The organism is Streptomyces sp. NBC_01433, from assembly GCF_026340105.1.
GTDB lineage: Bacteria > Actinomycetota > Actinomycetes > Streptomycetales > Streptomycetaceae > Streptomyces.
Genome location: NZ_JAPEPM010000001.1, coordinates 810,920 through 831,499 on the forward strand (window position 1 = coordinate 810,920; position 20,580 = coordinate 831,499).

At 71.2% G+C, this 20,580-nt stretch carries 20 protein-coding genes and 1 riboswitch; of the genes, 9 read left to right on the top strand and 11 right to left on the bottom strand.

Annotated elements, in window-relative coordinates:
• Nucleotides 1-11: 11 nt before the first annotated feature.
• A riboswitch (cobalamin riboswitch) is annotated at nucleotides 12-141 on the top strand.
• Between the two features lie 144 nt (nucleotides 142-285).
• Together OG413_RS03485 and OG413_RS03490 are read left to right on the top strand one after the other, a co-directional pair.
• Nucleotides 286-2,694, top strand: coding sequence for a ribonucleoside-diphosphate reductase subunit alpha (locus OG413_RS03485; RefSeq protein ID WP_266802936.1), 2,409 nt, complete (start codon nucleotides 286-288; stop codon nucleotides 2,692-2,694).
• On the top strand, nucleotides 2,694-3,707 hold the full coding sequence (locus OG413_RS03490) for a ribonucleotide-diphosphate reductase subunit beta (RefSeq protein WP_266802937.1): 1,014 nt from the start codon (nucleotides 2,694-2,696) through the stop codon (nucleotides 3,705-3,707). Before OG413_RS03485 ends, OG413_RS03490 begins: the two co-directional genes overlap by 1 nt.
• Before the next feature lie 18 nt (nucleotides 3,708-3,725).
• Here OG413_RS03490 and OG413_RS03495 read toward each other — a convergent pair whose 3' ends face one another.
• On the bottom strand, nucleotides 3,726-3,938 hold the full coding sequence (locus OG413_RS03495; RefSeq protein WP_266802938.1) for a hypothetical protein: 213 nt from the start codon (nucleotides 3,936-3,938) through the stop codon (nucleotides 3,726-3,728).
• 81 nt (nucleotides 3,939-4,019) lie between these two features.
• Between OG413_RS03495 and OG413_RS03500 the strand changes: the two genes are divergently transcribed.
• Nucleotides 4,020-4,994: a GlxA family transcriptional regulator gene (locus OG413_RS03500; protein ID WP_266802939.1), complete on the top strand. Its 975-nt coding sequence runs from the start codon at nucleotides 4,020-4,022 to the stop codon at nucleotides 4,992-4,994.
• A gap of 89 nt (nucleotides 4,995-5,083) precedes the next feature.
• On the opposite strand, the gene OG413_RS03505 is transcribed toward OG413_RS03500, so the two are convergent.
• The 9 genes from OG413_RS03505 to OG413_RS03545 all read right to left on the bottom strand — a co-directional run bounded on the left by OG413_RS03505 (nucleotide 5,084) and on the right by OG413_RS03545 (nucleotide 13,636).
• Nucleotides 5,084-5,821, bottom strand: coding sequence for a D-Ala-D-Ala carboxypeptidase family metallohydrolase (locus OG413_RS03505; RefSeq protein WP_266802940.1), 738 nt, complete (start codon nucleotides 5,819-5,821; stop codon nucleotides 5,084-5,086).
• A 241-nt stretch (nucleotides 5,822-6,062) separates the two neighbouring features.
• A complete protein-coding gene (gene def, locus OG413_RS03510) occupies nucleotides 6,063-6,701 on the bottom strand; it encodes a peptide deformylase (RefSeq protein WP_266802941.1) in 639 nt (212 codons plus the stop codon).
• Nucleotides 6,702-6,818: 117 nt separating this feature from the next.
• Complete coding sequence (locus OG413_RS03515) at nucleotides 6,819-7,811, bottom strand: hypothetical protein (RefSeq protein ID WP_266802942.1); 993 nt, start codon at nucleotides 7,809-7,811, stop codon at nucleotides 6,819-6,821.
• 92 nt (nucleotides 7,812-7,903) lie between these two features.
• A complete protein-coding gene (locus OG413_RS03520) occupies nucleotides 7,904-9,166 on the bottom strand; it encodes an HD-GYP domain-containing protein (protein ID WP_266802943.1) in 1,263 nt (420 codons plus the stop codon).
• Nucleotides 9,163-10,605: an HD-GYP domain-containing protein gene (locus OG413_RS03525; RefSeq protein ID WP_266802944.1), complete on the bottom strand. Its 1,443-nt coding sequence runs from the start codon at nucleotides 10,603-10,605 to the stop codon at nucleotides 9,163-9,165. The genes OG413_RS03520 and OG413_RS03525 overlap by 4 nt, the downstream gene beginning before the upstream one ends.
• A 253-nt stretch (nucleotides 10,606-10,858) precedes the next feature.
• Complete coding sequence (gene rsrA, locus OG413_RS03530) at nucleotides 10,859-11,179, bottom strand: mycothiol system anti-sigma-R factor (protein ID WP_266802945.1); 321 nt, start codon at nucleotides 11,177-11,179, stop codon at nucleotides 10,859-10,861.
• A complete protein-coding gene (locus tag OG413_RS03535) occupies nucleotides 11,176-11,844 on the bottom strand; it encodes a sigma-70 family RNA polymerase sigma factor (RefSeq protein WP_266809867.1) in 669 nt (222 codons plus the stop codon). Before OG413_RS03535 ends, rsrA begins: the two co-directional genes overlap by 4 nt.
• A gap of 289 nt (nucleotides 11,845-12,133) precedes the next feature.
• Nucleotides 12,134-12,775, bottom strand: a complete 642-nt coding sequence (locus OG413_RS03540; protein WP_266802946.1) for an alpha/beta family hydrolase — start codon at nucleotides 12,773-12,775, stop codon at nucleotides 12,134-12,136.
• A 45-nt stretch (nucleotides 12,776-12,820) separates the two neighbouring features.
• Nucleotides 12,821-13,636 (bottom strand): SOS response-associated peptidase, encoded by an 816-nt coding sequence (locus tag OG413_RS03545; protein WP_266802947.1) that lies wholly within the window; start codon nucleotides 13,634-13,636, stop codon nucleotides 12,821-12,823.
• Nucleotides 13,637-13,689: 53 nt separating this feature from the next.
• Here OG413_RS03545 and OG413_RS03550 point away from each other — a divergent pair, with 53 nt between their 5' ends.
• From OG413_RS03550 to OG413_RS03575, 6 genes are all read left to right on the top strand, one after another.
• Nucleotides 13,690-14,403: a M50 family metallopeptidase gene (locus tag OG413_RS03550; RefSeq protein ID WP_266802948.1), complete on the top strand. Its 714-nt coding sequence runs from the start codon at nucleotides 13,690-13,692 to the stop codon at nucleotides 14,401-14,403.
• A 220-nt stretch (nucleotides 14,404-14,623) separates the two neighbouring features.
• Nucleotides 14,624-15,964 (top strand): 3-phosphoshikimate 1-carboxyvinyltransferase, encoded by a 1,341-nt coding sequence (aroA, locus tag OG413_RS03555; protein ID WP_266802949.1) that lies wholly within the window; start codon nucleotides 14,624-14,626, stop codon nucleotides 15,962-15,964.
• A gap of 4 nt (nucleotides 15,965-15,968) precedes the next feature.
• A complete protein-coding gene (gene rsgA / locus OG413_RS03560; RefSeq protein ID WP_266802950.1) occupies nucleotides 15,969-16,985 on the top strand; it encodes a ribosome small subunit-dependent GTPase A in 1,017 nt (338 codons plus the stop codon).
• A gap of 139 nt (nucleotides 16,986-17,124) precedes the next feature.
• A complete protein-coding gene (locus OG413_RS03565) occupies nucleotides 17,125-17,448 on the top strand; it encodes a multidrug efflux SMR transporter (protein WP_266802951.1) in 324 nt (107 codons plus the stop codon).
• An 82-nt stretch (nucleotides 17,449-17,530) separates the two neighbouring features.
• On the top strand, nucleotides 17,531-18,331 hold the full coding sequence (gene hisN, locus OG413_RS03570) for a histidinol-phosphatase (RefSeq protein WP_266802952.1): 801 nt from the start codon (nucleotides 17,531-17,533) through the stop codon (nucleotides 18,329-18,331).
• Nucleotides 18,332-18,541: 210 nt separating this feature from the next.
• A complete protein-coding gene (locus tag OG413_RS03575) occupies nucleotides 18,542-18,943 on the top strand; it encodes a cyclic nucleotide-binding/CBS domain-containing protein (protein ID WP_266802953.1) in 402 nt (133 codons plus the stop codon).
• A gap of 75 nt (nucleotides 18,944-19,018) precedes the next feature.
• Here the strand turns inward: OG413_RS03575 and OG413_RS03580 are convergent, their stop codons facing one another.
• Nucleotides 19,019-20,491, bottom strand: coding sequence for a catalase (locus OG413_RS03580; protein ID WP_266809868.1), 1,473 nt, complete (start codon nucleotides 20,489-20,491; stop codon nucleotides 19,019-19,021).
• Nucleotides 20,492-20,580: the final 89 nt, after the last annotated feature.

The following is a 20,580-nucleotide window of genomic DNA, read 5'->3' on the forward strand; positions in this document are numbered from 1 at the left end:
CCTCATCGGGCGGCCCCCACATGTATGCTCGTGCTCGCTGTCGTCGCAGGGGAATCCGGTGCGAATCCGGAACTGTCCCGCAACGGTGTATTCAGTGTGCTTTTGCACACCCGAAGTCCGACGACCTGTCGACAGCGCGTCCGGCTCGACCGAACCGGACGCCAAGACGTCCGGGCCTCGCGGATGGGCCGGTGGACGCCGTACGCAGTGCTGCCCCGCTCCGGGCTTCGCGCTGCCCGGCTGCCCCGCTCTCCGCCCGGCCCCCGCCGAGCGAGGGAAAGCCCAGTGACCATCGCGCCAGCCGATCCGGTTTCAGCCTCCGCCGCAGCCGCCGAGGCGACGGAAGCCACGACCGACGCGCCGGGGACCGCACTCCTGCGGACCCTGACCGACCTCACCGTCGATCTGCCCGACACCGACCCCGGACGGGTCGCCGCCGCCGCGCTGCGCGGCCGCAACGCCCGGTCGGACGAGGCCGAGCTGCGTTCGCTGGCCACCGAGGCGGCCGCGGGCCTGATCTCCGAGGACCCGGCGTACTCCCGGCTCGCCGCCCGGCTGCTGAGCCGTTCCATCGCCGACGAGGCCGCCGGACAGGGCGCGCTGTCGTTCTCCGCCTCGGTCGCCGTGGGACACCGCGAGGGCCTGATCGCCGACCGTACGGCCGCCTTCGTGGCGCTGCACGCGGCCGCGCTCGACGCGCTGGTCGAGCGGTCGCTGGCCGACGGCGCGGACGACCGCTTCGGCTACTTCGGGCTGCGGACGCTGCACAGCCGCTATCTGCTGCGCCACCCGCACACCCGCCAGGTCATCGAGACGCCGCAGCACTTCATGCTGCGGGTCGCGGCCGGTCTGGCCGAGGACGAGACCGTGCGCGCGCTGGACGAGGTCGCGGCGCTGTACGGCCTGATGAGCCGGCTGGACTACCTGCCCTCCTCCCCCACGCTCTTCAACTCCGGCACCCGGCACCCGCAGATGTCCTCCTGCTATCTGCTGGACTCGCCCAAGGACGAGCTGGACTCGATCTACGACCGCTACCACCAGGTGGCGCGGCTCTCCAAGCACGCGGGCGGCATCGGCCTCTCGTACTCCCGTATCCGCGCCCGCGGTTCGCTGATCCGGGGCACCAACGGGCACTCCAACGGCATCGTGCCGTTCCTGAAGACGCTCGACGCCTCGGTCGCCGCGGTCAACCAGGGGGGCCGCCGCAAGGGCGCCGCCGCCGTCTACCTGGAGACCTGGCACGCGGACATCGAGGAGTTCCTGGAGCTGCGCGACAACACGGGTGAGGACCAGCGGCGTACGCACAACCTCAACCTGGCGCACTGGATCCCGGACGAGTTCATGCGCCGGGTCGACACGGACGGGCAGTGGTCGCTGTTCTCGCCCGCCGATGTGCCCGAGCTGGTGGACCTGTGGGGCGACGGGTTCGACGCGGCCTACCGTGCGGCGGAGGCGTCGGGGCTGGCCCGCAAGACGATGCCCGCGCGTGACCTGTACGGCCGGATGATGCGTACGCTCGCGCAGACCGGCCAGGGCTGGATGACGTTCAAGGACGCCTCCAACCGGACGGCCAACCAGACCGCCGAGCCGGGCCGCGTCGTCCACTCGTCGAACCTGTGCACCGAGATCCTCGAAGTCACCGACGACGGCGAGACGGCCGTCTGCAACCTCGGCTCGGTCAACCTGGGGTCGTTCGTCGCGGACGGGTCCATCGACTGGGAGCGGCTGGACGCCACCGTGCGCACCGCCGTGACCTTCCTGGACCGGGTCGTCGACATCAACTTCTACCCGACCGAGCAGGCCGGGCGCTCCAACGCCCGCTGGCGCCCGGTGGGCCTGGGCGCGATGGGCCTCCAGGACGTCTTCTTCCAGCTCCGGCTGCCCTTCGACTCCCCCGAGGCGCGGGCCCTGTCGACGCGGATCTCCGAGCGCATCATGCTCGCGGCGTACGAGGCGTCCTGCGACCTCGCCGAGCGCTCGGGCCCGCTCCCGGCCTGGGCCGAGACCCGGACCGCGCGCGGCGTGCTGCACCCCGACCACTACGACACCGCGCTGAACTGGCCGGAGCGCTGGGAGGCCCTGCGCGCCCGCGTCGCGAAGACCGGGATGCGCAACTCGCTGCTGCTGGCCATCGCGCCGACCGCCACGATCGCCTCGATCGCCGGGGTGTACGAGTGCATCGAGCCGCAGGTGTCCAACCTGTTCAAGCGCGAGACGCTCAGCGGTGAGTTCCTCCAGGTCAACGCCTATCTGGTGGACGAGCTGAAGCAGCTCGGCGTCTGGGACGCCCGGACCCGTGAGGCGCTGCGCGAGGCGAGCGGTTCCGTGCAGGGCTTCGCCTGGATCCCCGAGGACGTGCGGGCGCTGTACCGCACCGCGTGGGAGATCCCGCAGCGCGGCCTGATCGACATGGCGGCGGCGCGTACGCCGTTCCTCGACCAGAGCCAGTCGCTGAACCTGTTCCTGGAGACGCCGACGATCGGCAAGCTCTCCTCGATGTACGCGTACGCCTGGAAGCAGGGGCTGAAGACGACGTACTACCTGCGCTCGCGCCCGGCGACCCGGATCGCCCGTGCCGCGTCCGGTTCCGCGTCCGCCACCGCCCCCATCCCCGTACAGCAGGCCCAGGCTCCCGACGCGGACGCCATCGCCTGCTCCCTGGAAAACCCCGAGTCCTGCGAGGCCTGCCAGTAATGAGCTCCAACGACAAGAACCTGCTCGACCCGGGCTTCGAACTGACCCTGCGGCCGATGCGCTACCCGGACTTCTACGAGCGCTACCGGGACGCGATCAAGAACACCTGGACGGTGGAGGAGGTCGACCTGCACTCCGACGTCGCCGACCTCGCCAAGCTCTCCCCCGGCGAGCAGCACATGATCGGCCGGCTGGTGGCGTTCTTCGCGACCGGTGACTCGATCGTCTCCAACAACCTCGTGCTGACGCTGTACAAGCACATCAACTCCCCGGAGGCGCGGCTGTATCTGTCGCGGCAGCTCTTCGAGGAGGCCGTGCACGTCCAGTTCTATCTGACGCTGCTCGACACGTATCTGCCCGACCCGGACGACCGGGCGGCGGCGTTCGACGCGGTCGAGGAGATCCCCTCCATCCGCGAGAAGGCGCAGTTCTGCTTCAGGTGGATGGATTCGGTCGAGAAGATCGACCGGCTGGAGACGAAGGCGGACCGCCGCCGCTTCCTGCTGAACCTGATCTGCTTCGCGGCGTGCATCGAGGGGCTGTTCTTCTACGGCGCCTTCGCGTACGTCTACTGGTTCCGCTCGCGCGGCCTGCTGCACGGCCTCGCCACGGGCACCAACTGGGTTTTCCGTGACGAGACCATGCACATGAACTTCGCGTTCGAGGTCGTGGACACCGTCCGCAAGGAGGAGCCGGAACTCTTCGACGACGAGCTCCAGCAGCAGGTCACCGACATGCTGAAGGAGGCCGTCGAGGCGGAGCTTCAGTTCGGCCGCGACCTGTGCGGCGAGGGCCTGCCCGGCATGAACACGGAGTCGATGCGCCAGTACCTGGAGTGCGTGGCCGACCAGCGGCTCACCCGCCTCGGCTTCCCCCCGCTGTACGGCTCGGAGAACCCGTTCTCGTTCATGGAGCTCCAGGGCGTCCAGGAGCTGACGAACTTCTTCGAGCGCCGCCCGTCCGCCTATCAGGTGGCGGTGGAGGGCTCGGTCGGCTTCGACGACGACTTCTGAGCGGTCCGTCGGGCCGGGTCAGATCCTGGCCCAGCTTCTGAGGTGGGGGCGCCGCGTGGCCGTGACCGGCTGCGCGGCGCCTGCCGTTCGCGGGGGTTCGGCCTCGCGGGCCCGTTCCGCTTCTCTCAGCTCACGGTCGATGCGGCGCTCACGGGCGAGCCCGACGAACGTCGGCAGCAGGAAGAGGGCGAAAACAACCGTAATGCCCAGGTAGTTCAGGAATGTGTTCATGCCCCTACTCTCGTCCGTGCGGGCGGATTGCGGCAGTGGCAGGACTGTCACACAGCATCGAATTACTGCCACACTGCCGTCATGCTGAAAAATGTCGCCGCCCTGCTGCTCGACGAGGTCCACCCCTTCGAACTCGGCGTGCTGTGCGAGGTCTTCGGACTCGACCGCAGCGACGAGGGGCTGCCGGTGCACGATTTCGCGGTGGTCTCGGCGGAGGGCCCGGAACTGCGGACGCACGCCGGGTTCACCATCAGCACGCCCCACGGCCTGGACCGCCTGGAGGAGGCCGACCTCATCGCCGTGCCGGCGGGCAGTCATTTCATGGAGCGGGAGTATCCGGAGGAGGTCCTGGACGCGCTGCGCCGGGCCGTGGAACGCGGCGCACGGGTGCTGAGCGTCTGCTCCGGCGCGTACGTCCTCGGCGCGGCCGGGCTGCTGGACGGCCGCCGCTGCACCACCCACTGGCGGCACGCCGACGAGCTGGCCCGGCGCTTCCCCGAGGCCGTCGTGGAGCCGGACGTGCTGTACGTGGACGAGGGGCCGATCATCACCTCGGCGGGCACCGCCGCCGGGATCGACGCCTGTCTGCATCTGGTCCGCCAGGCGCACGGCCCCGATGTCGCCAACACCATCGCCCGCCGCATGGTGGTGCCACCGCACCGCGACGGCGGCCAGGCCCAGTACATCCAGCGCCCGCTGCCCCGCACCAGGTGCGACACGGTCGGTGAAACCCTCGCCTGGATGGAGCGCCACCTCGACCGGGAGATGACCGTCGAGCAGCTGGCCGGCCTGTCCCACATGTCCCCGCGCACGTTCGCGCGCCGCTTCCAGCAGGAGACGGGGACCACCCCGTACCGCTGGCTGCTGCGGCAGCGGGTGCTGCTGGCCCAGCACTTGCTGGAGACCTCGGACGAGACCATGGACACGATCGCCGGGCAGACCGGCTTCGGCAACGCGGCGGCGCTGCGCCATCAGTTCGTACGGTCCCTCGGGACGACGCCGAACGCCTACCGCCGCACCTTCCGCGGTCCGGCCGCGCTCTCCGAGGCCGTCTGATCCCGCACGGCCACCGCACACGGGGTCGTACACGGCCGCCGCGCACACGAGGGGGCCCCGCTCGCACGGGCCCCTCGCCCACCGCCCGGTCAGATGCCGCAGCTGGACGCCGACCAGTAGTGGCTCGGACCCTGGTTGACGTGCACGTGGTCACCGTGGCCGGGGTACCCGGGGCCGAGGATCCCGTTGAAGCCGTGGTTACGGGCCTGCTTGGCGAGGGTGCACAGGGAGTGCGGCCCGGCGCCGAGGTCGGCCGCGTCTCCGTACAGATGGCGGCTGTTGGCGGCTCCGCCGACGGCCGCGTTGCAGGAGGTGGAGCGGAAGCCGCTGGTGACGCGGATGGACTGATCACCGAGGGCGCGCCGCAGGGCCTCCAGCTTCCACATGGTGCTCAGGGCGTTGGCCTTGGCCGTTCCCGCGGCGACCGCACCACCGGCCCAGGTGCTGTTGCAGGTGTTGTGCTCGCCGTACGTGAAGTGGACCGGCGTGCAGTCGTTGTCCTGGAGTTCGTAGATCTTGGCCTGGGTGGCCGGGCCCGCGACACCGTCGGCGGCCAGACCGTACGCGGCCTGGAAGCGCTTCACCGCGGCGGTGGTGGCCGGGCCGTACGAACCGTCGACGGCGAGCACGGCGTTGTACCCGGGGTAGCCGGCGACCCGGATCTGGAGCTGGACGACGTCGTTGCCGGTGGCGCCGGGCGACAGCGTGCGGGACCAGGTGTAACAGCCGTCGGCCTGCGCGGTACCGGCGGTCAGGAACACCCCGCCCACGGTGAATGCAATGGCCATGACAAAACCGAGCAGGGCGCGCGCGGTGCGTCTGAGCATGGGGGGACTCCCTATCACCGGGTGATGTTCGTGACGTTCAGGCGAGCCTGGCCCAGGAGTCGACGCGCGTCAACTCCCTCTGGAGAAGCGACAGTTACCTGCCAGAAGCCACCCGAGTGCCCGGCCGCACGGCCTCCGCGCCTCCGTAGCCTCCGCACCGCCCCCGCCCTGCCGTCGGGAAAGCGGGCGGGGGTCCGCCGCCGTCACCGGCCGCGGACCCCCGCCCCCACCGCCTCGCCCGTCAGTCGTTCGCGACGACCTCGTAGCGCGGGGTGCCCTCTTCCATCTGCCGCAGCGCGTCCTTGCGGTCCCGCTTGGAGAGCCGGTCGATGTACAGGTAGCCGTACAGGTGATCCGTCTCGTGCTGGAGGCAGCGCGCGAAGTACCCGTCGCCCCGCACCTTGACCGGGTTGCCCTTGGCGTCCTGGCCGCGCACCACCGCGTAGTCCGGGCGGGCCAGCGACGCGTACGCCGTCGGAACCGAGAGGCAGCCCTCGTTGGAGTCGTCCAGCACCCGCGCCTCGGGCGGCAGCTCGTCCAGCACCGGGTTGCAGATGGCGCCCACGTGCCGCACACCGTCGTCGTCCGGGCAGTCGTAGACGAAGACCTTGAGGTCGACGCCGATCTGGTTGGCGGCCAGGCCCACGCCCTCCGCCGTCCGCTGGCTGGCGAACATGTCGTCGATCAGCTGCGCCAGCTCGTCGCCGAACTCGGTGACGTCCCGGCACTCCTTGTGGAGCACCGGGTTGCCCACGACCGTGATCGGACGAGAGGTGCCCCGCTCGCGGTACGCCGCCTCGCGCGCCTCGCAGTCCTCGGTGTCCACGACGAAACCTTCGTCGTCCACGCTGATCTGCTCGTCCGTCTCCTGCTGCGACATGTCCGCCGTACGCCTTCCTGCAAACCTGAAACTCGGGAAACCCGGAACCCCGGGAAACTCGGGAGACTCGGGAGAATCAGCACCGCGATCGGTGCCCGTACAGCCTACGGGCACCGCTCAGCAGACTTCTTCGAGATCCCGCCATTCCCGACTGTCCGGACTGTCCGCGACCCAGCCGTCCAGCAGCCCGCGCACCAGCCCGGCGGGCGCCGCGAGACCGCACTCGCGCTCCGGAACCCACAGGTCACCGGCGGTGCGATGGCCCAGCGGCCCGGGGTGGCCCGGCTCGCTGTGGTCGTGCGGGTCCAGATGCTCTCCGTCGCCCTCGTCGCTCTCCATCCGGCTCTCCGAGCAGGCCCGGCACAGCAGCCGTACGGAGGACGACCAGTCCTCGGCGGCGAACCCGGCGTCCGAGGCGAGCTGCTCCAGCGCGTCCCGGTCCGCCTCGGTGGCCGCCTCCAGCAGCACCACCCAGGTGGGCACGGGCGACGGCGCCCACAGCTCGATCTCGTCGAAGACCGGATACGAGGGCCCGGCGGCGGTGACCCGCTCACCGTGCGGCACCCCGTCGTGCAGGACGACCTCGCCCCAGCGCCGCCCGGAGGACGGCAGCGGGATCGACAGCACTTCCATCCGGGCCGGATCGAGTCTGCGGCCCCAGACCACCTCGGCCTCGCCCTCCGGCGAAAGCCGTACCGCCGCGCTGCCCAGCTCCATGCCGGTCGGCTCGGTGTTCGACGCCGCGTTGTGCTGACCGCTGCCCGGCACCTTGAGGCCGTACGCCTGCCAGGCCCGGCGCGCCAGTGGCCAGTCCTGGAGCGCGGTGGCCGCGATCCCGACATTCCACCAGTCAGGGGCTCCGGACTCCCGGTCGAGCAGGGCGACGGCCCGCAGGCCCGCCGCTCTCGCCTGCTCCCAGTCGTGCCGGAACTTGTGCAGCAGCGCGAGATTGAACCAGGACTCCGAGAGCCAGGGCTCCAGGTCCGCCGCGCGCGTCAGCAGCGCCCCCGCGTCCTCGTACCGGCCGTCGCCGATCAGCGTGAACGCGCGGTCCGTGGCCTGCCGCCAAGATGCGGATGGCCGATGCCGTACCTTCCCGAAGATCCTCACGATTCCCGCCTGTCCCGACTGGACACCCTCGTTTTCCGCTCTGCTTTCGCATCCAACCATGCCCGGCCGGACGCCCGCTCATTACCCATGGGTTACCCACCCCGGACCGGGGTCAGACCATCGCGGGCCAGGACTCTCGCCAGCGCTTCCACCACCTGCGGCTGGTGGTCGTGGCCGGTGGCGAGCCTCAGCCGCTCCAGCGCGCCGAGCGGCCCGCTGATGCCTTCCCCGCACAGGTCGTCGTATGCGTTGGCCGTCCTGACGATCCGGGCGCTCAACGGCTGCTCCCGGTACGGATCGGCCTGCCGCTCCACCACCGCGGCGACCTTCGGGTCCACCCCGGTCTGCCGGACCACGGCCCCGCCGAGCAGCGCGATCCGGCGTTGCTCGACGGCGGGAAGGGTGGCGGTCGCCCCGTCGGCCACCGGGTCGACGAGGGAGAGCTGCCCGATGTCGTGCATCAGCGCCGCGTATTCCAGCACGGTCAGCCGCGCCCCCGACAGACCCAGCTCCCGCCCGACCGCGGTGGCGAGCCCGGCGACCCTGCGGGCATGCCCGTGCGGGGTGTACCCGGCGACCTCGGTGGAGCGGGCGAGCGAGGCGATGGTCTGGCCGTAGGTCGTGCGGACGGCCGCGTACCGCCTGAAGGAGACCTGCGTCAGCAGCAGCGGTACGCAGACGACGGGCAGCGCCCACAGCCCGGCGGCGGCGACCCCGAGCGCCAGCACCGCACCCGTCGCGCAGACCGCCGAGCCGATGCCGGGCAGGGCGCGCAGTTCGTCGCGGAGCAGCGGGCCGTACGGATGGCGCGTGCGGGAGCGGGCCAGGAGGGCGGCGAGCACGGCGTCGCACAGGGCGGTCAGCACGAGCAGCAGGAGCAGGAAGAGGGCGAAGTACGGGCCCTCGCCGAACCGGGGCACGCCCTGGCCCGAATTGAAGAGCGGCTGGAAACAGACCGCGGCGAAGACGACGGACAGGACCCGCCGGGCCGGCCGGTCGAGGCCGGGCCCACGGCCGCGCGCCAGCTGCGGCACGGCGGCGACGAGCTGTGCCACGACCACGACGACGATCACCTGGAGGACCCCGTGCGTGGTGGGCTCCCCGCCGCTGCGTCCGAGGAGGGCGTACCCGAGTGCTCCGGCGGCCCCGAGGGGCGCGGGCTCCCGTTCGCCCGGGAGCGAGCCCCAGCGGGCCAGCTCGCCGACGGTGATGAGGAGGCAGAAGGCGAGGGCGTGGCCGGGTTCGGCCACGCCCCGCCACAGGATGTGGCCGAACCCGGCGAGGACGAGCGCGAGGGCGGCCCCGCGGACGGCGAGGACGGCCGGGGGCTGCCGCAGCCCGTGGAGGCGGCTCATCCGGACCGGTCCGGCGACGCGTCGAGGGACCGGTCCGGCGACGTGTCGAGCCCGGCTCTCGTCATAGCGGGCCCGGCCTGCGGACCGTCGCGCCCGGCCCTCGCCCCCTGACGCGGCACCGGCACCGTCTGCTCGTCCGCGGTGACGGTCGTCGCCGCGCCGGACCAGCCGTGCCGGTCCAGGGCCCGCGTCAGCGCCCCCACCATCCGCGGGTCGAACTGGCTGCCCGCGCACCGCCGCAGCTCCGCGACCGCGGCCGGGACGGGCCGCCCGCGCCGGTAGGAGCGCGTCGAGGTCATCGCGTCGAAGGCGTCGGCGACCGCGACGACCCGGGCGGACTCGGGGATACGGCCGCCGCTGAGCCCGTACGGGTAGCCGCTGCCGTCGAGCCGTTCGTGGTGGTGCAGGATCGCGGCGCGCGCCTCGTCCAGGAAGCCGATGCCCCGGACGATCTCGTGTCCGTACTCGGGATGGAGTTCGATGACGCGGCGCTCCTCGGGGGTGAGCGGCCCGTCCTTGCGCAGTACCCGGGTCGGGACGCCCAGCTTGCCGACGTCGTGCAGGATCCCGGCGAACCGGAGCGCTTCGATCCGGCTCGCCTCCATACCGAGCTCGCGGGCGATCATGACGGAGGCCAGGCCGACCCGTTCGCTGTGGCCGCGGGTGTACTTGTCCTTGATGTCGACGGCCTGCACGAGCGCCCGGATGGTGGCGCGGTGCGCGGCGTGCTCACGGTGGTACTGGGCGAAGACCCAGCAGGAGATGTACATCGGCAGCAGCACGACGAGCGCGGCCGGCGGCCCGTACGAGCTGCGCCACAGGACGGCCATCATCAGCCCGGCCAGCGCGTGCACCAGGTGCGGTCCCAGCGACCGGGACAGCAGCCCGCGCCAGGCACGACGGAACGGCAGCCGCTCCGCGGCCATGAGGATGCCGCCGTCCAGGGCGGTCAGGACGAGGCTGAAGACGAGAGCGGCGGCGCAGGCGGGCAGCAGCGCGTACGGGAAGCCGGGCACCGACTGCGGACCCTCGCCGCCCCCGAGCGTGGCCGGGCCGCCGAGAGCGGTGTGGACGGACGAGGCGGCCCAGACGGTGACGGCGAGCTGGGCGGCCCGCCAGATCCGCCGGGCGGCCACCGGCGGCTTCTCCACCCGTCCGGCCAGCGAGCCGGGCACCGCGACCAGGACGGCGGCGGGCGGCGGCAACAGGAACGCGGCGGCGAGCAGCAGCGGAAGGAACGATCCGGCACTGACCGGCACGGAGCTGCCGAAGAAGGGGCAGCGGCCGGGAAGTTCACAGACGAGACAGAGCGCGGTGAGGAGACCCAGCGTCTGCCAGGGAACGGCCGCCCCCGGCGCCGGCGCGGGCAGGGCGCAGAGGGCGGCGCAGAGCACCGCGGCCAGAATCAGCGCGCGCGCCGCGCCCGGTGTGCCCCTCACGTCCGCACCCGCCCCCAGCCTGGTCAATGAAGGCGCCAGGCTAGCGAGTTGGGAGGACCGTCGAGCCCCAACGGATCCGATTAGCACATTCGGGTGACGTGACGTTCGGGGGTTGCGTTCGGGAGAGGCGACGTCCGGGAGTCGCGTCGTCCGGGGGAGGCGAAGTCCAGGTGGCGCGAAGGAGGGCGCGCCGCGTATATCGCGGCACGCCCTCACCCGTATAGCGGTCGACTGCCGCCGCTGTCACTCGCGGTCACTCCGTGGCGGCCGCCGAGCGGTCGGCTCCGCCGATCGTCACGTCCCGGTCGGGCACGGCCTGTCCGGCACGGATCAGATCGATCCGGCCCATCACCTTGGACCGCAGGTCGGTCGGGACGTCGTCCTGACCGCAGCAGCGCTTGACCAGCTTCTTCACGGCCTGCTCCAGGCCGTACTTCTCCAGGCACGGGGAGCACTCCTCGAAGTGCACCTCGAACTTGGTGCAGTCGCCCTCGGGCATCTCACGGTCGAGGAACTCGTAGAGATGGTCGAGAACCTCTGAGCAATCCGTCTCGTGCGGCTCTCCGCAGCTCATGAGGCCGAGCCTTTCCGATCGTCCGACTCACCGGCACCGGCACCGGCACCGGCCGGGACGAGCCCGCGCTCACGGGCGTAGTCCTCCAGCATGCCGCGCAGTTGACGGCGTCCGCGGTGCAGTCGGGACATCACCGTACCGATAGGAGTCCCCATGATGTCGGCGATCTCCTTGTACGCAAAGCCCTCTACGTCGGCGAGATACACGGCGATGCGGAACTCTTCGGGGATCGCCTGGAGCGCGGACTTCACGTCGGAGTCCGGCAGGTGGTCGAGGGCCTGGGACTCCGCCGAACGCAGACCGGTCGACATGTGCGACTCGGCACGCGCCAGCTGCCAGTCCTCGATCTCCTCGGCGGCGCTGCGCTGGGGCTCACGCTGCTTCTTGCGGTACGAGTTGATGAAGGTGTTGGTAAGAATGCGGTACATCCACGCCTTGAGGTTCGTACCCTCACGGAACTGGTGGAAGGACCCGTACGCCTTGGCATACGTCTCCTGGACCAGGTCCTCGGCGTCGGCGGGGTTGCGCGTCATGCGCAGTGCGGCCGAGTACATCTGGTCGAGAAAACCGAGAGCGTCCCGCTCGAAACGCGCGTTGCGCTCGGCGGTCGTCTCCTCAGCGCGGCCGTCGTCGGTCCCTGTGTCGGTCCCAGTGACCGGACCCACCTCCTCCAACGATGTGGCGGAGCCGAAACCGGACCCGCTCGCCTCGGAGAATAGTCGACCTTGCTTGGAGACGGGCTGTCGATCCGATCCGCTCAGCGCCCGCTCGGGAGCGGTCTTGGCCGCGTGCAGCACCGTCCACTCCAGATCAGCGGCGTTCGAGCGGCGCGGGCAGATGGTCGAACCCATGCGACAGACTCCCTCTCCACGTACGACGTACTTGTACCGACGTCCCGAACAACAGTGGCCCCGCACTCAGCATTCCCGCGGTGTACGTCACACGGGGCGTGCGTCACACGAGTGAGGACAGCCACCCGGTCACGGCCGCTGTCAGGATGCCCATCGCCTGATCCTCGGTCAGGCCGGACCGCTTCGGTACGGCGAAGCCGTGGTCCCCGTACGGCACCTCGGCCAGCTCGTAGGGGTCCGGCGGGAACTCGGCGGGCCGCCCGAACGGGTCGTTGCCGCCCTGCACCACCAGGGTGGGTACGCCCGCCCCCAGCAGCTCGTCCGCCCGGGACTTCTCCGGCTTGCCCGGCGGGTGCAGCGGGAAGCTGAGCGCGAGGACGGCGTGGGCGCCGAGCTCCGTCGCCGTCCGGCACGCCACCCGGGCCCCTGCGCTGCGCCCCGCCGCCACGACCGGCAGTCCGGGTCCGGTGAGCGCGGGCCACACTCCGCGCCACCCGGTGTCCAGGGTCTTCGGCGCGGGAGCCAGCTTCTTGCCGGCCACCCGCCAGGGCTGCTCCACCAGGGCGACGGTCACCCCGTGGGACGGCAGCGCGGCGGCCAGCGCCCTCAGGTCACGGGCCTCGATGCCACCGCCCGCGCCATGGCTGACGGCCAGCACCAGCCGGGCGTCCTTCGCGGGCCGCCAGGTGATCCTGGCCTCGCCCACCCCGGTGACGACTTTCTGCACGCTCTCCGTACGGCTCACGCGGCCCATCCTGCCCCGCGCCCGGCCGCGACCGGAACGCCGCGGTCAGAACAGCGTGGCGACCTCCGGCGCGGCCAGCTCCTCCAGCAGCTCGGGGCCGTTGTTGCGCACGTTGCTCACCGCGGTGCCCACCGGGAAGGCCCGCAGCAGCCCGCCCGGCGGCGGGGAGAGCAGCCCCCGCAGCTCCTCGACTTCGGTGCGCGACGGGTCCAGCCAGGCGTCCCAGCGGTCCGGGGTCAGCATCAGCGGCATCCGCGGGTGGATCTCGGCGAGGGTGGCCGGGCCCTCGGCGGGGGCGACGGCCAGCGGCGTGGTCTCCGCCTCGGTGGTGATCACGGAGCAGGTCACCCACCAGGCCAGCGGATGGTCGTCGGGCAGGGTCCGGTCGCGCCAGAACTCGTACAGGCCCGCCATCGCGAAGACCGAACCGTCGGCGGGCGTCACGAAGTACGGCTGCTTGCGCGGCCGCTTCTTCTTCCCGGTCTCCTCCAGCTGCCGCTCCTCGGAGCCCGTGACCCACTCGTAGTAGCCGTCGGCGGGCAGGACGCAGCGCCGCTGGACGAAGGGGCGGCGGAAGGACGGCTTCTCGTGCACGGTCTCCGCACGGGCGTTGATCATGCGGGCGCCGCCCTCCGGGGTCTTCGCCCAGGAGGGCACGAGTCCCCACTTCAGGGCACGCAGCTGGCGAACCGGACGTTGATCGTCTGCGTCCTTAACAGGACGTTCCAGTACCGCGTAGACCTCTTTGGTCGGTGCCACGTTCCAGTCGGGCTCAAGGGTCTCGGCGGGTTCCCACTTCTCGACCTCGAAGAGCCCGGTCAGGTCCTCGGGCCGCCGACTCGCTGCAAACCGTCCACACATAAGTGCCAGACTGCCACGACCTCCCGCCCCGACCGCAAGGAGCCGCCCGGCCAATGAACGCCACCGAACTGGGCGATCTGTGGGATCGCGTCTTCGGCACCCAGCCCGCGCCCGAGCAGTGGCTGGTGGTCGTGACGGCCACCGCCGCACTCGTCGCGGTCGTGCCGAACCTCATATGGCGGCTCTCGCGCAACGCGATCACCATCGCGCACGAGGGCGGCCACGGGCTGATGGCCCTGCTCACCGGCCGCCGGCTCTCCGGGATCCGGCTGCACTCGGACACCAGCGGGCTGACCGTGAGCCGCGGCCGGCCGACCGGGATCGGCATGATCCTCACCGCGGCGGCCGGCTACACCGCGCCGTCGCTGCTGGGCCTGGGCGGCGCCTGGCTGCTGGCCGACGGCAGGATCACGCTGCTCCTGTGGGTGGCCACCGCACTGCTCGCCGCGATGCTGGTGATGATCCGCAATGTGTACGGGGCCCTGACCGTGATCCTCACGGGCACGGTCTTCCTGCTGGTGTCCTGGCTGACCTCGGCCGCCGTGCAGTCGGCGTTCGCGTACGCGGCGGTGTGGTTCCTGCTGCTCGGCGGCGTACGCCCACCGTTCGAGCTGCAGTCCAAGCGGCGGCACGGCGGTGCGCCGGACTCCGACGCGGACCAGCTGGCACGGCTCACGGACGTCCCGGCGGCGCTGTGGCTGTTCTTCTTCCACGCGGTGTCGCTCTGCTCGCTGATCGGCGGCGGGCGCTGGCTGCTGGGTCTGTGACGGCACCGGGCCCGGTCACGGGGCCGGGCGGCCACCGGGCTCCGGTCGCCGGGGCCGGATGGCCGCAGGGTCGTCACCGGGTGGCCGCAGAGCATTCCGACGGCCGCCGGGTCCGTCGGGGCAGGGGGCGCCCCCGGTATGTACCACGTCGGTATTACGCCCCGGTTTCCGCCCGTTTGTTCAGGATCCGGGTTTGCGATGAGCCACTAAAGTGAGGGCCATGACCGAAAGTTCCGTGCACCCCGCCCTCTGGCCCGCCCCCCACGCGAGCGGAGCCGTCGACGCGACCGTCACCGTGCCCGGATCGAAATCGGTCACCAACCGGGCACTCGTCCTCGCCTCCCTCTCCGCCGAGCCGGGCTGGCTGCGCCGCCCGCTGCGCTCCCGCGACACCCTGCTGATGGCCCAGGCGCTGCGCGCGATGGGCGTCGGCATCGAGGAGACCGTGTCCTCCAGCTCCATCGGCACGAGCGTCCCGGACGGCTCCGGCGAGGCATGGCGGATCATCCCGGCGGGACTGCACGGCCCGGCCACGATCGATGTCGGCAACGCCGGGACGGTCATGCGCTTCCTGCCGCCGGTGGCCACCCTCGCGGACGGCCCGGTCCGCTTCGACGGCGACCCCCGCTCGTACGAACGCCCCCTGAACGGCGTGATCGACGCCCTTCGGGTGCTGGGCGCCCGGATCGACGACGACGGGCGCGGCGCGCTGCCGCTGACCGTGCACGGCGGGGGCGCGCTGGACGGCGGCCCGGTGGCGATCGACGCCTCCTCGTCCTCCCAGTTCGTCTCGGCGCTGCTGCTGTCCGGCCCCCGGTTCAACCAGGGCGTGGAGGTACGGCACACCGGCTCCGCCCTCCCGTCGATGCCGCACATCCGGATGACGGTCGACATGCTGCGGGCCGTCGGCGCCCAGGTCGACGAGCCGGAGACGGGCGGCGAGCCGAACGTCTGGCGGGTCTCCCCGTCCGCGCTGCTGGGCCGCGACCTGACGATCGAGCCGGACCTGTCCAACGCGCAGCCGTTCCTGGCCGCCGCGCTGGTCACCGGGGGCCGGGTCACCGTCCCCGACTGGCCGGAGCGCACCACGCAGCCCGGTGACGCGCTGCGCGAGATCTTCACCGCGATGGGCGGCAGCTGCGAGCTCACCGAGCGCGGGCTCACCTTCACCGGCTCCGGCCGCATCCACGGCATCGACGTGGACCTGAGCGAGGTGGGCGAGCTGACCCCGGGCATCGCGGCCGTCGCGGCGCTGGCCGACTCCCCCTCCACGCTCAGCGGCGTCGCGCATCTGCGGCTGCACGAGACGGACCGGCTGGCCGCACTGACCAAGGAGATCAACGAGCTCGGCGGCGATGTCACGGAGACCGCCGACGGTCTCCACATCCGGCCGCGACCGCTGCACGGAGGCGTCTTCCACACGTATGACGACCACCGGATGGCCACGGCCGGGTCGATCATCGGCCTCGCCGTCCCAGGAGTGGAGATCGAGAACGTGGGCACGACCGCCAAGACCCTGCCGGACTTCCCGGACATGTGGACCGGAATGCTCGGGGCCTGAGGACATGCGCCGCTACGGCAAGAACCCCGACGAGGACGACATCCGCGTCCGCCCCAACCGCAAGGGCAACCGGCCCCGTACGCACACCCGCCCCAAGCACGAGGACGCCCAGGACGGCATGGTCCTCACCGTCGACCGGGGCAGGCTCACCTGTCTCGTCGACGGCCGCACGGTGATGGCGATGAAGGCCCGCGAGCTGGGCCGCAAGGCCGCCGTGGTGGGCGACACCGTCTCCATCGTCGGCGACCTGTCCGGCGACAAGGACACCCTCGCCCGCATCGTCCGCATCGGTGAGCGCCGCTCGGTGCTCCGGCGGACCGCGGACGACGACGACCCGTACGAGCGGGTGGTCGTCGCCAATGCCGACCAGCTGGCGATCGTCACCGCGCTCGCCGATCCGGAACCCCGTCCGCGCATGATCGACCGCTGTCTGGTGGCGGCGTACGACGGCGGGCTCACCCCGCTCCTGGTGCTCACCAAGTCCGACCTGGCCTCGCCGGACAAGCTGCTGGAGACCTATACGCCGCTCGGTGTCCCGTACATCGTCACCAGCCGCGAGGAGCTGGAGAGCGGCGGCGCGGCCGACCTGGTGCGCGAGCAGCTGAACGACCGGATCACCGCGTTCGTCGGGCACTCCGGCGTGGGGAAGACCACCCTGGTCAACGCCCTCGTCCCGAAGGACCGGCGGCGGACGACCGGTGTCGTCAACGCGGTCACCGGGCGCGGCCGGCACACCACCACATCGGCGCTCGCGCTGCCGCTCCCCGGCGGCCGGGGCTGGGTGGTGGACACCCCCGGCGTGCGCTCCTTCGGGCTGCACCACGTCGACCCGTCACGCGTCATCAACGCGTTCCCCGACCTGGAGCCCGGCACCGAGAACTGCCCGCGCGGCTGCACCCACGACGAGGACCAACCGGAATGCGCGCTGGACGCCTGGGTGGCCGAGGGGCACGCCGATCCGGCGCGGCTGTACTCGCTGCGGCGGCTGCTCGCCACACGGGAGCGGCGCGAGGGCGACTGAGGCCCTTCTCCGGCCCGGTCCGGACCGGGCCGGTTCCGCGCCGCGCGACTTACGCACGTTTGCGGGTCCCCAAGGACTGGTAAAGGCATAATCGCACCGAGCGGGACGAAGGCGTCACCTACGTGGGAGGCAACTGACGATGGCGTGGCTGCTGGTCGTGGTCGCAGGACTGCTGGAGACCGGCTTCGCCGTGTGTCTGAAGCTCAGCCATGGATTCACCCGGCTCTGGCCGACGATCGCGTTCTGTGCGTTCGCGCTCGGCAGTTTCGGGCTGCTGACGCTGGCACTGAAGAAGCTCGATGTCGGTCCCGCGTACGCGGTGTGGACCGGAATCGGCGCGGCCGGTACGGCGATCTACGGAATGATCTTCCTCGACGACATCGTCTCGACGCTGAAACTGGTCTCGATCTCGCTGGTGATCGTGGGCGTGATCGGCCTCCAGCTGTCCGGCTCCTCGCACTGACCCCGCTCCTGGCGGCCCCCGCCCGGACCACCGGTCAGGGGCGCTGTAGCCCTGCCGGGTCGCCGGTGGATACTGTGACGACATGCCCGATTACCACGATGATCTGCGCCTCGCCCATGTACTGGCGGACGCCGCCGACGCGGCGACGATGGACCGGTTCAAGGCTCTCGACCTGAAGGTGGAGACCAAGCCGGACATGACGCCGGTGAGCGAGGCCGACAAGGCCGCCGAGGAGCTGATCCGCGGCCACCTCCACCGGGCCCGCCCGCGCGACGCGATTCTGGGCGAGGAGTACGGGCTGGAGGGCACCGGACCTCGGCGCTGGGTGATCGACCCGATCGACGGCACCAAGAACTACGTGCGCGGTGTACCCGTCTGGGCGACGCTGATCTCGCTGATGGAGGCGGGCGAGGACGGCTTCCAGCCGGTGGTCGGGGTGGTCTCGGCGCCCGCGCTGAGCCGTCGCTGGTGGGCGGCGAAGGGCGCGGGAGCGTTCTCCGGCCGCAGCCTCACCTCGGCGACCCGTCTGAAGGTGTCGAAGGTGGAGCGGATCGCGGACGCCTCGTTCGCGTACGCCTCACTGAGCGGCTGGGAGGAGCAGGGCCGGCTGGACGGGTTCATGGACCTCACCCGGGCCTGCTGGCGGACCCGTGGGTACGGGGACTTCTGGCCGTACATGATGGTCGCCGAGGGTTCCGTGGACATCGCCGCCGAGCCCGAGCTCTCCCTGTGGGACATGGCGGCGAACGCGATCATCGTGCAGGAGGCTGGCGGGCTCTTCACGAGCCTGGACGGGGCCTCCGGTCCGGGCGGCGGCAACGCGGCCGCCTCCAACGGGCTGCTCCACCACGAACTGCTGGGCTACCTCAACCAGCGGTACTAGGGGCTCACCCCCGCCGCCGGTCACCATCGGGGCGGTGCCGGTCACCACCGGGGCGGCCGGGGCGCGTGGGGCGGGTTTTTGCCCGCCCCACAGCCGTTCTTCACCCAGCCCTTGTTGACTCGCCCCAAGGGTGCAACTCTGAGAGTCCCCCCACTTGTGAACTTGTGAATCGGCTCACAGGGCCGGCTCACGAAGGAGGTGGCTCCCGTCATGCTCGTCCGCGACGCCATGAGCACGATGGTCCTGACCATCGGCCCCACCCATACGCTCCGCCAGGCCGCCCGGCTGATGTCGGCCCGCCGCGTCGGGGCAGCCGTCGTCCACGACCCGGACACCTGCGGGCTCGGCATCATCACCGAGCGCGACATCCTCGACGCGATCGCCTCGGGGCAGAACCCCGATGTGGAGACCGCGTCCGCCCACACCACCGACAACGTGGTGTACGCCGCCCCCGTCTGGACGCTGGAGGAGGCCGCGGAAGCCATGACGCACGGCGGGTTCCGCCATCTGATCGTGCTGGACGGCGCCGGCCCGGTGGGCATCGTCTCGGTGCGCGACATCATCCGCTGCTGGGCACCGGCCAGGCGCCGCACGGCCGGCCTGGTGGGCTGAGGCCGGCCCGCCCGGAAACGGCCGACGGGCCGGAGCCCCCGAGGGGAATCCGGCCCACCGTCCACGACAAGCGTCCTACTGGCCGCGCAGGGCCTGGACCGCGGTTTCCAGCCGCTTGCCGAAGTCACCGTCCGCCTGGCGGAAGTTGTTGACCGCGCGCTCGGCTATGTCGTCGCGCGAGACCTTGGCGATGAACCCGGCGAGGTTGTCGATCAGCCGGACCTTCTCGTCCTCGGAGTAGAGCCGGTAGAGGTTTCCGGCCTGCACGAAGTCGCTGTCCTCCGCGTGGCTCACCGCCTCGTGGTTGCCCGTGGGACCGGTGACCGGAACCGGCTGCCACAGCGGCCGGTCCGTCTGGTTCGGCCCGCCGAAGCTGTTCGGCTCGTAGTTCTTCGCGCCCTTGTGGCGGCCGTCGTACAGATGGCCGTCACGGCTGTTGGTACGCGCCTCGGTGGCGTGCGGGCGGTTCACCGGCAGGTGGTCGGCGTTGATGCCGACGCGGTAGCGGTGGGCATCGCCGTACGCGAAGAGACGGCCCTGGAGCATCTTGTCCGGGGACGGCCCGATGCCCGGCACGAAGTGCGCGGGGCTGAAGATCGACTGCTCGGTCTCCGCGAAGACGTTCTCCGGGTTGCGGTTGAGCTCCAGCTTCCCGATCTCGATCGGCGGGTAGTCCTCGTGCGGCCACACCTTGGTCAGGTCGAACGGGTTGAAGCGGTACGTGGCCGCCTCCGCGGCGGGCATGACCTGGATCTGCACGGTCCAGGACGGGAACTCGCCGCGCTCGATCGACTCGCGCAGATCGCGCTGGTGGCTGTCCGGGTCCTCACCGGCGAGCTTGTTGGCCTCGTCCTGGGTGAGGTTCTTGATGCCCTGGTCGGTCTTGAAGTGGTACTTGACCCAGAAGACCTCACCGGCCTCGTTGTTCCACTGGTACGTGTGCGAGCCGTACCCGTTCATGTGGCGCAGCGTGGCCGGGATGCCGCGGTCACCGAAGAGCCAGGTCACCTGGTGCGTCGACTCGGGCGACAGACCCCAGAAGTCCCAGACGTTGTCGGCCTCCTGCGAGCCGGTGTACGGGTCGCGCTTCTGGGTGTGGATGAAGTCGGGGAACTTGATGGCGTCCTTGATGAAGAACACCGGGGTGTTGTTGCCGACGAGGTCGTAGTTGCCCTCTTCGGTGTAGAACTTCAGCGCGAAGCCGCGCGGGTCGCGCACGGCGTCGGCCGATCCGAGGTTGCCCGCGACGGTCGAGAAGCGCAGGAACGTCTCGGTCTGCTTGCCGACCTCGGAGAGGAACTTCGCCCGCGTCCACTGCGAGACGTCCCGGGTCAGCGTGAACGTGCCGTAGGCACCGGCACCGCGGGCGTGCACGATGCGCTCCGGGATGCGCTCCCGGTTGAAGTGGGCGAGCTTCTCCAGCAGCGCCTGGTCCTGGACGAGAACCGGTCCGCCGACGCCAGCGGTCTCGCTGTTCTGATTGTCGGCTACCGGCGCGCCGGCCTCCGTGGTGAGCGGTCCCTGCGTCACGTGCGCCTCCTGCGTCATGTCCTGCACATTCGTCATCTGTCGATGTCCCGCACAGCCTGTCCCTTGGCGTATGCCGTTCTCGATCCTACGATGGACTTTGTCTAAGT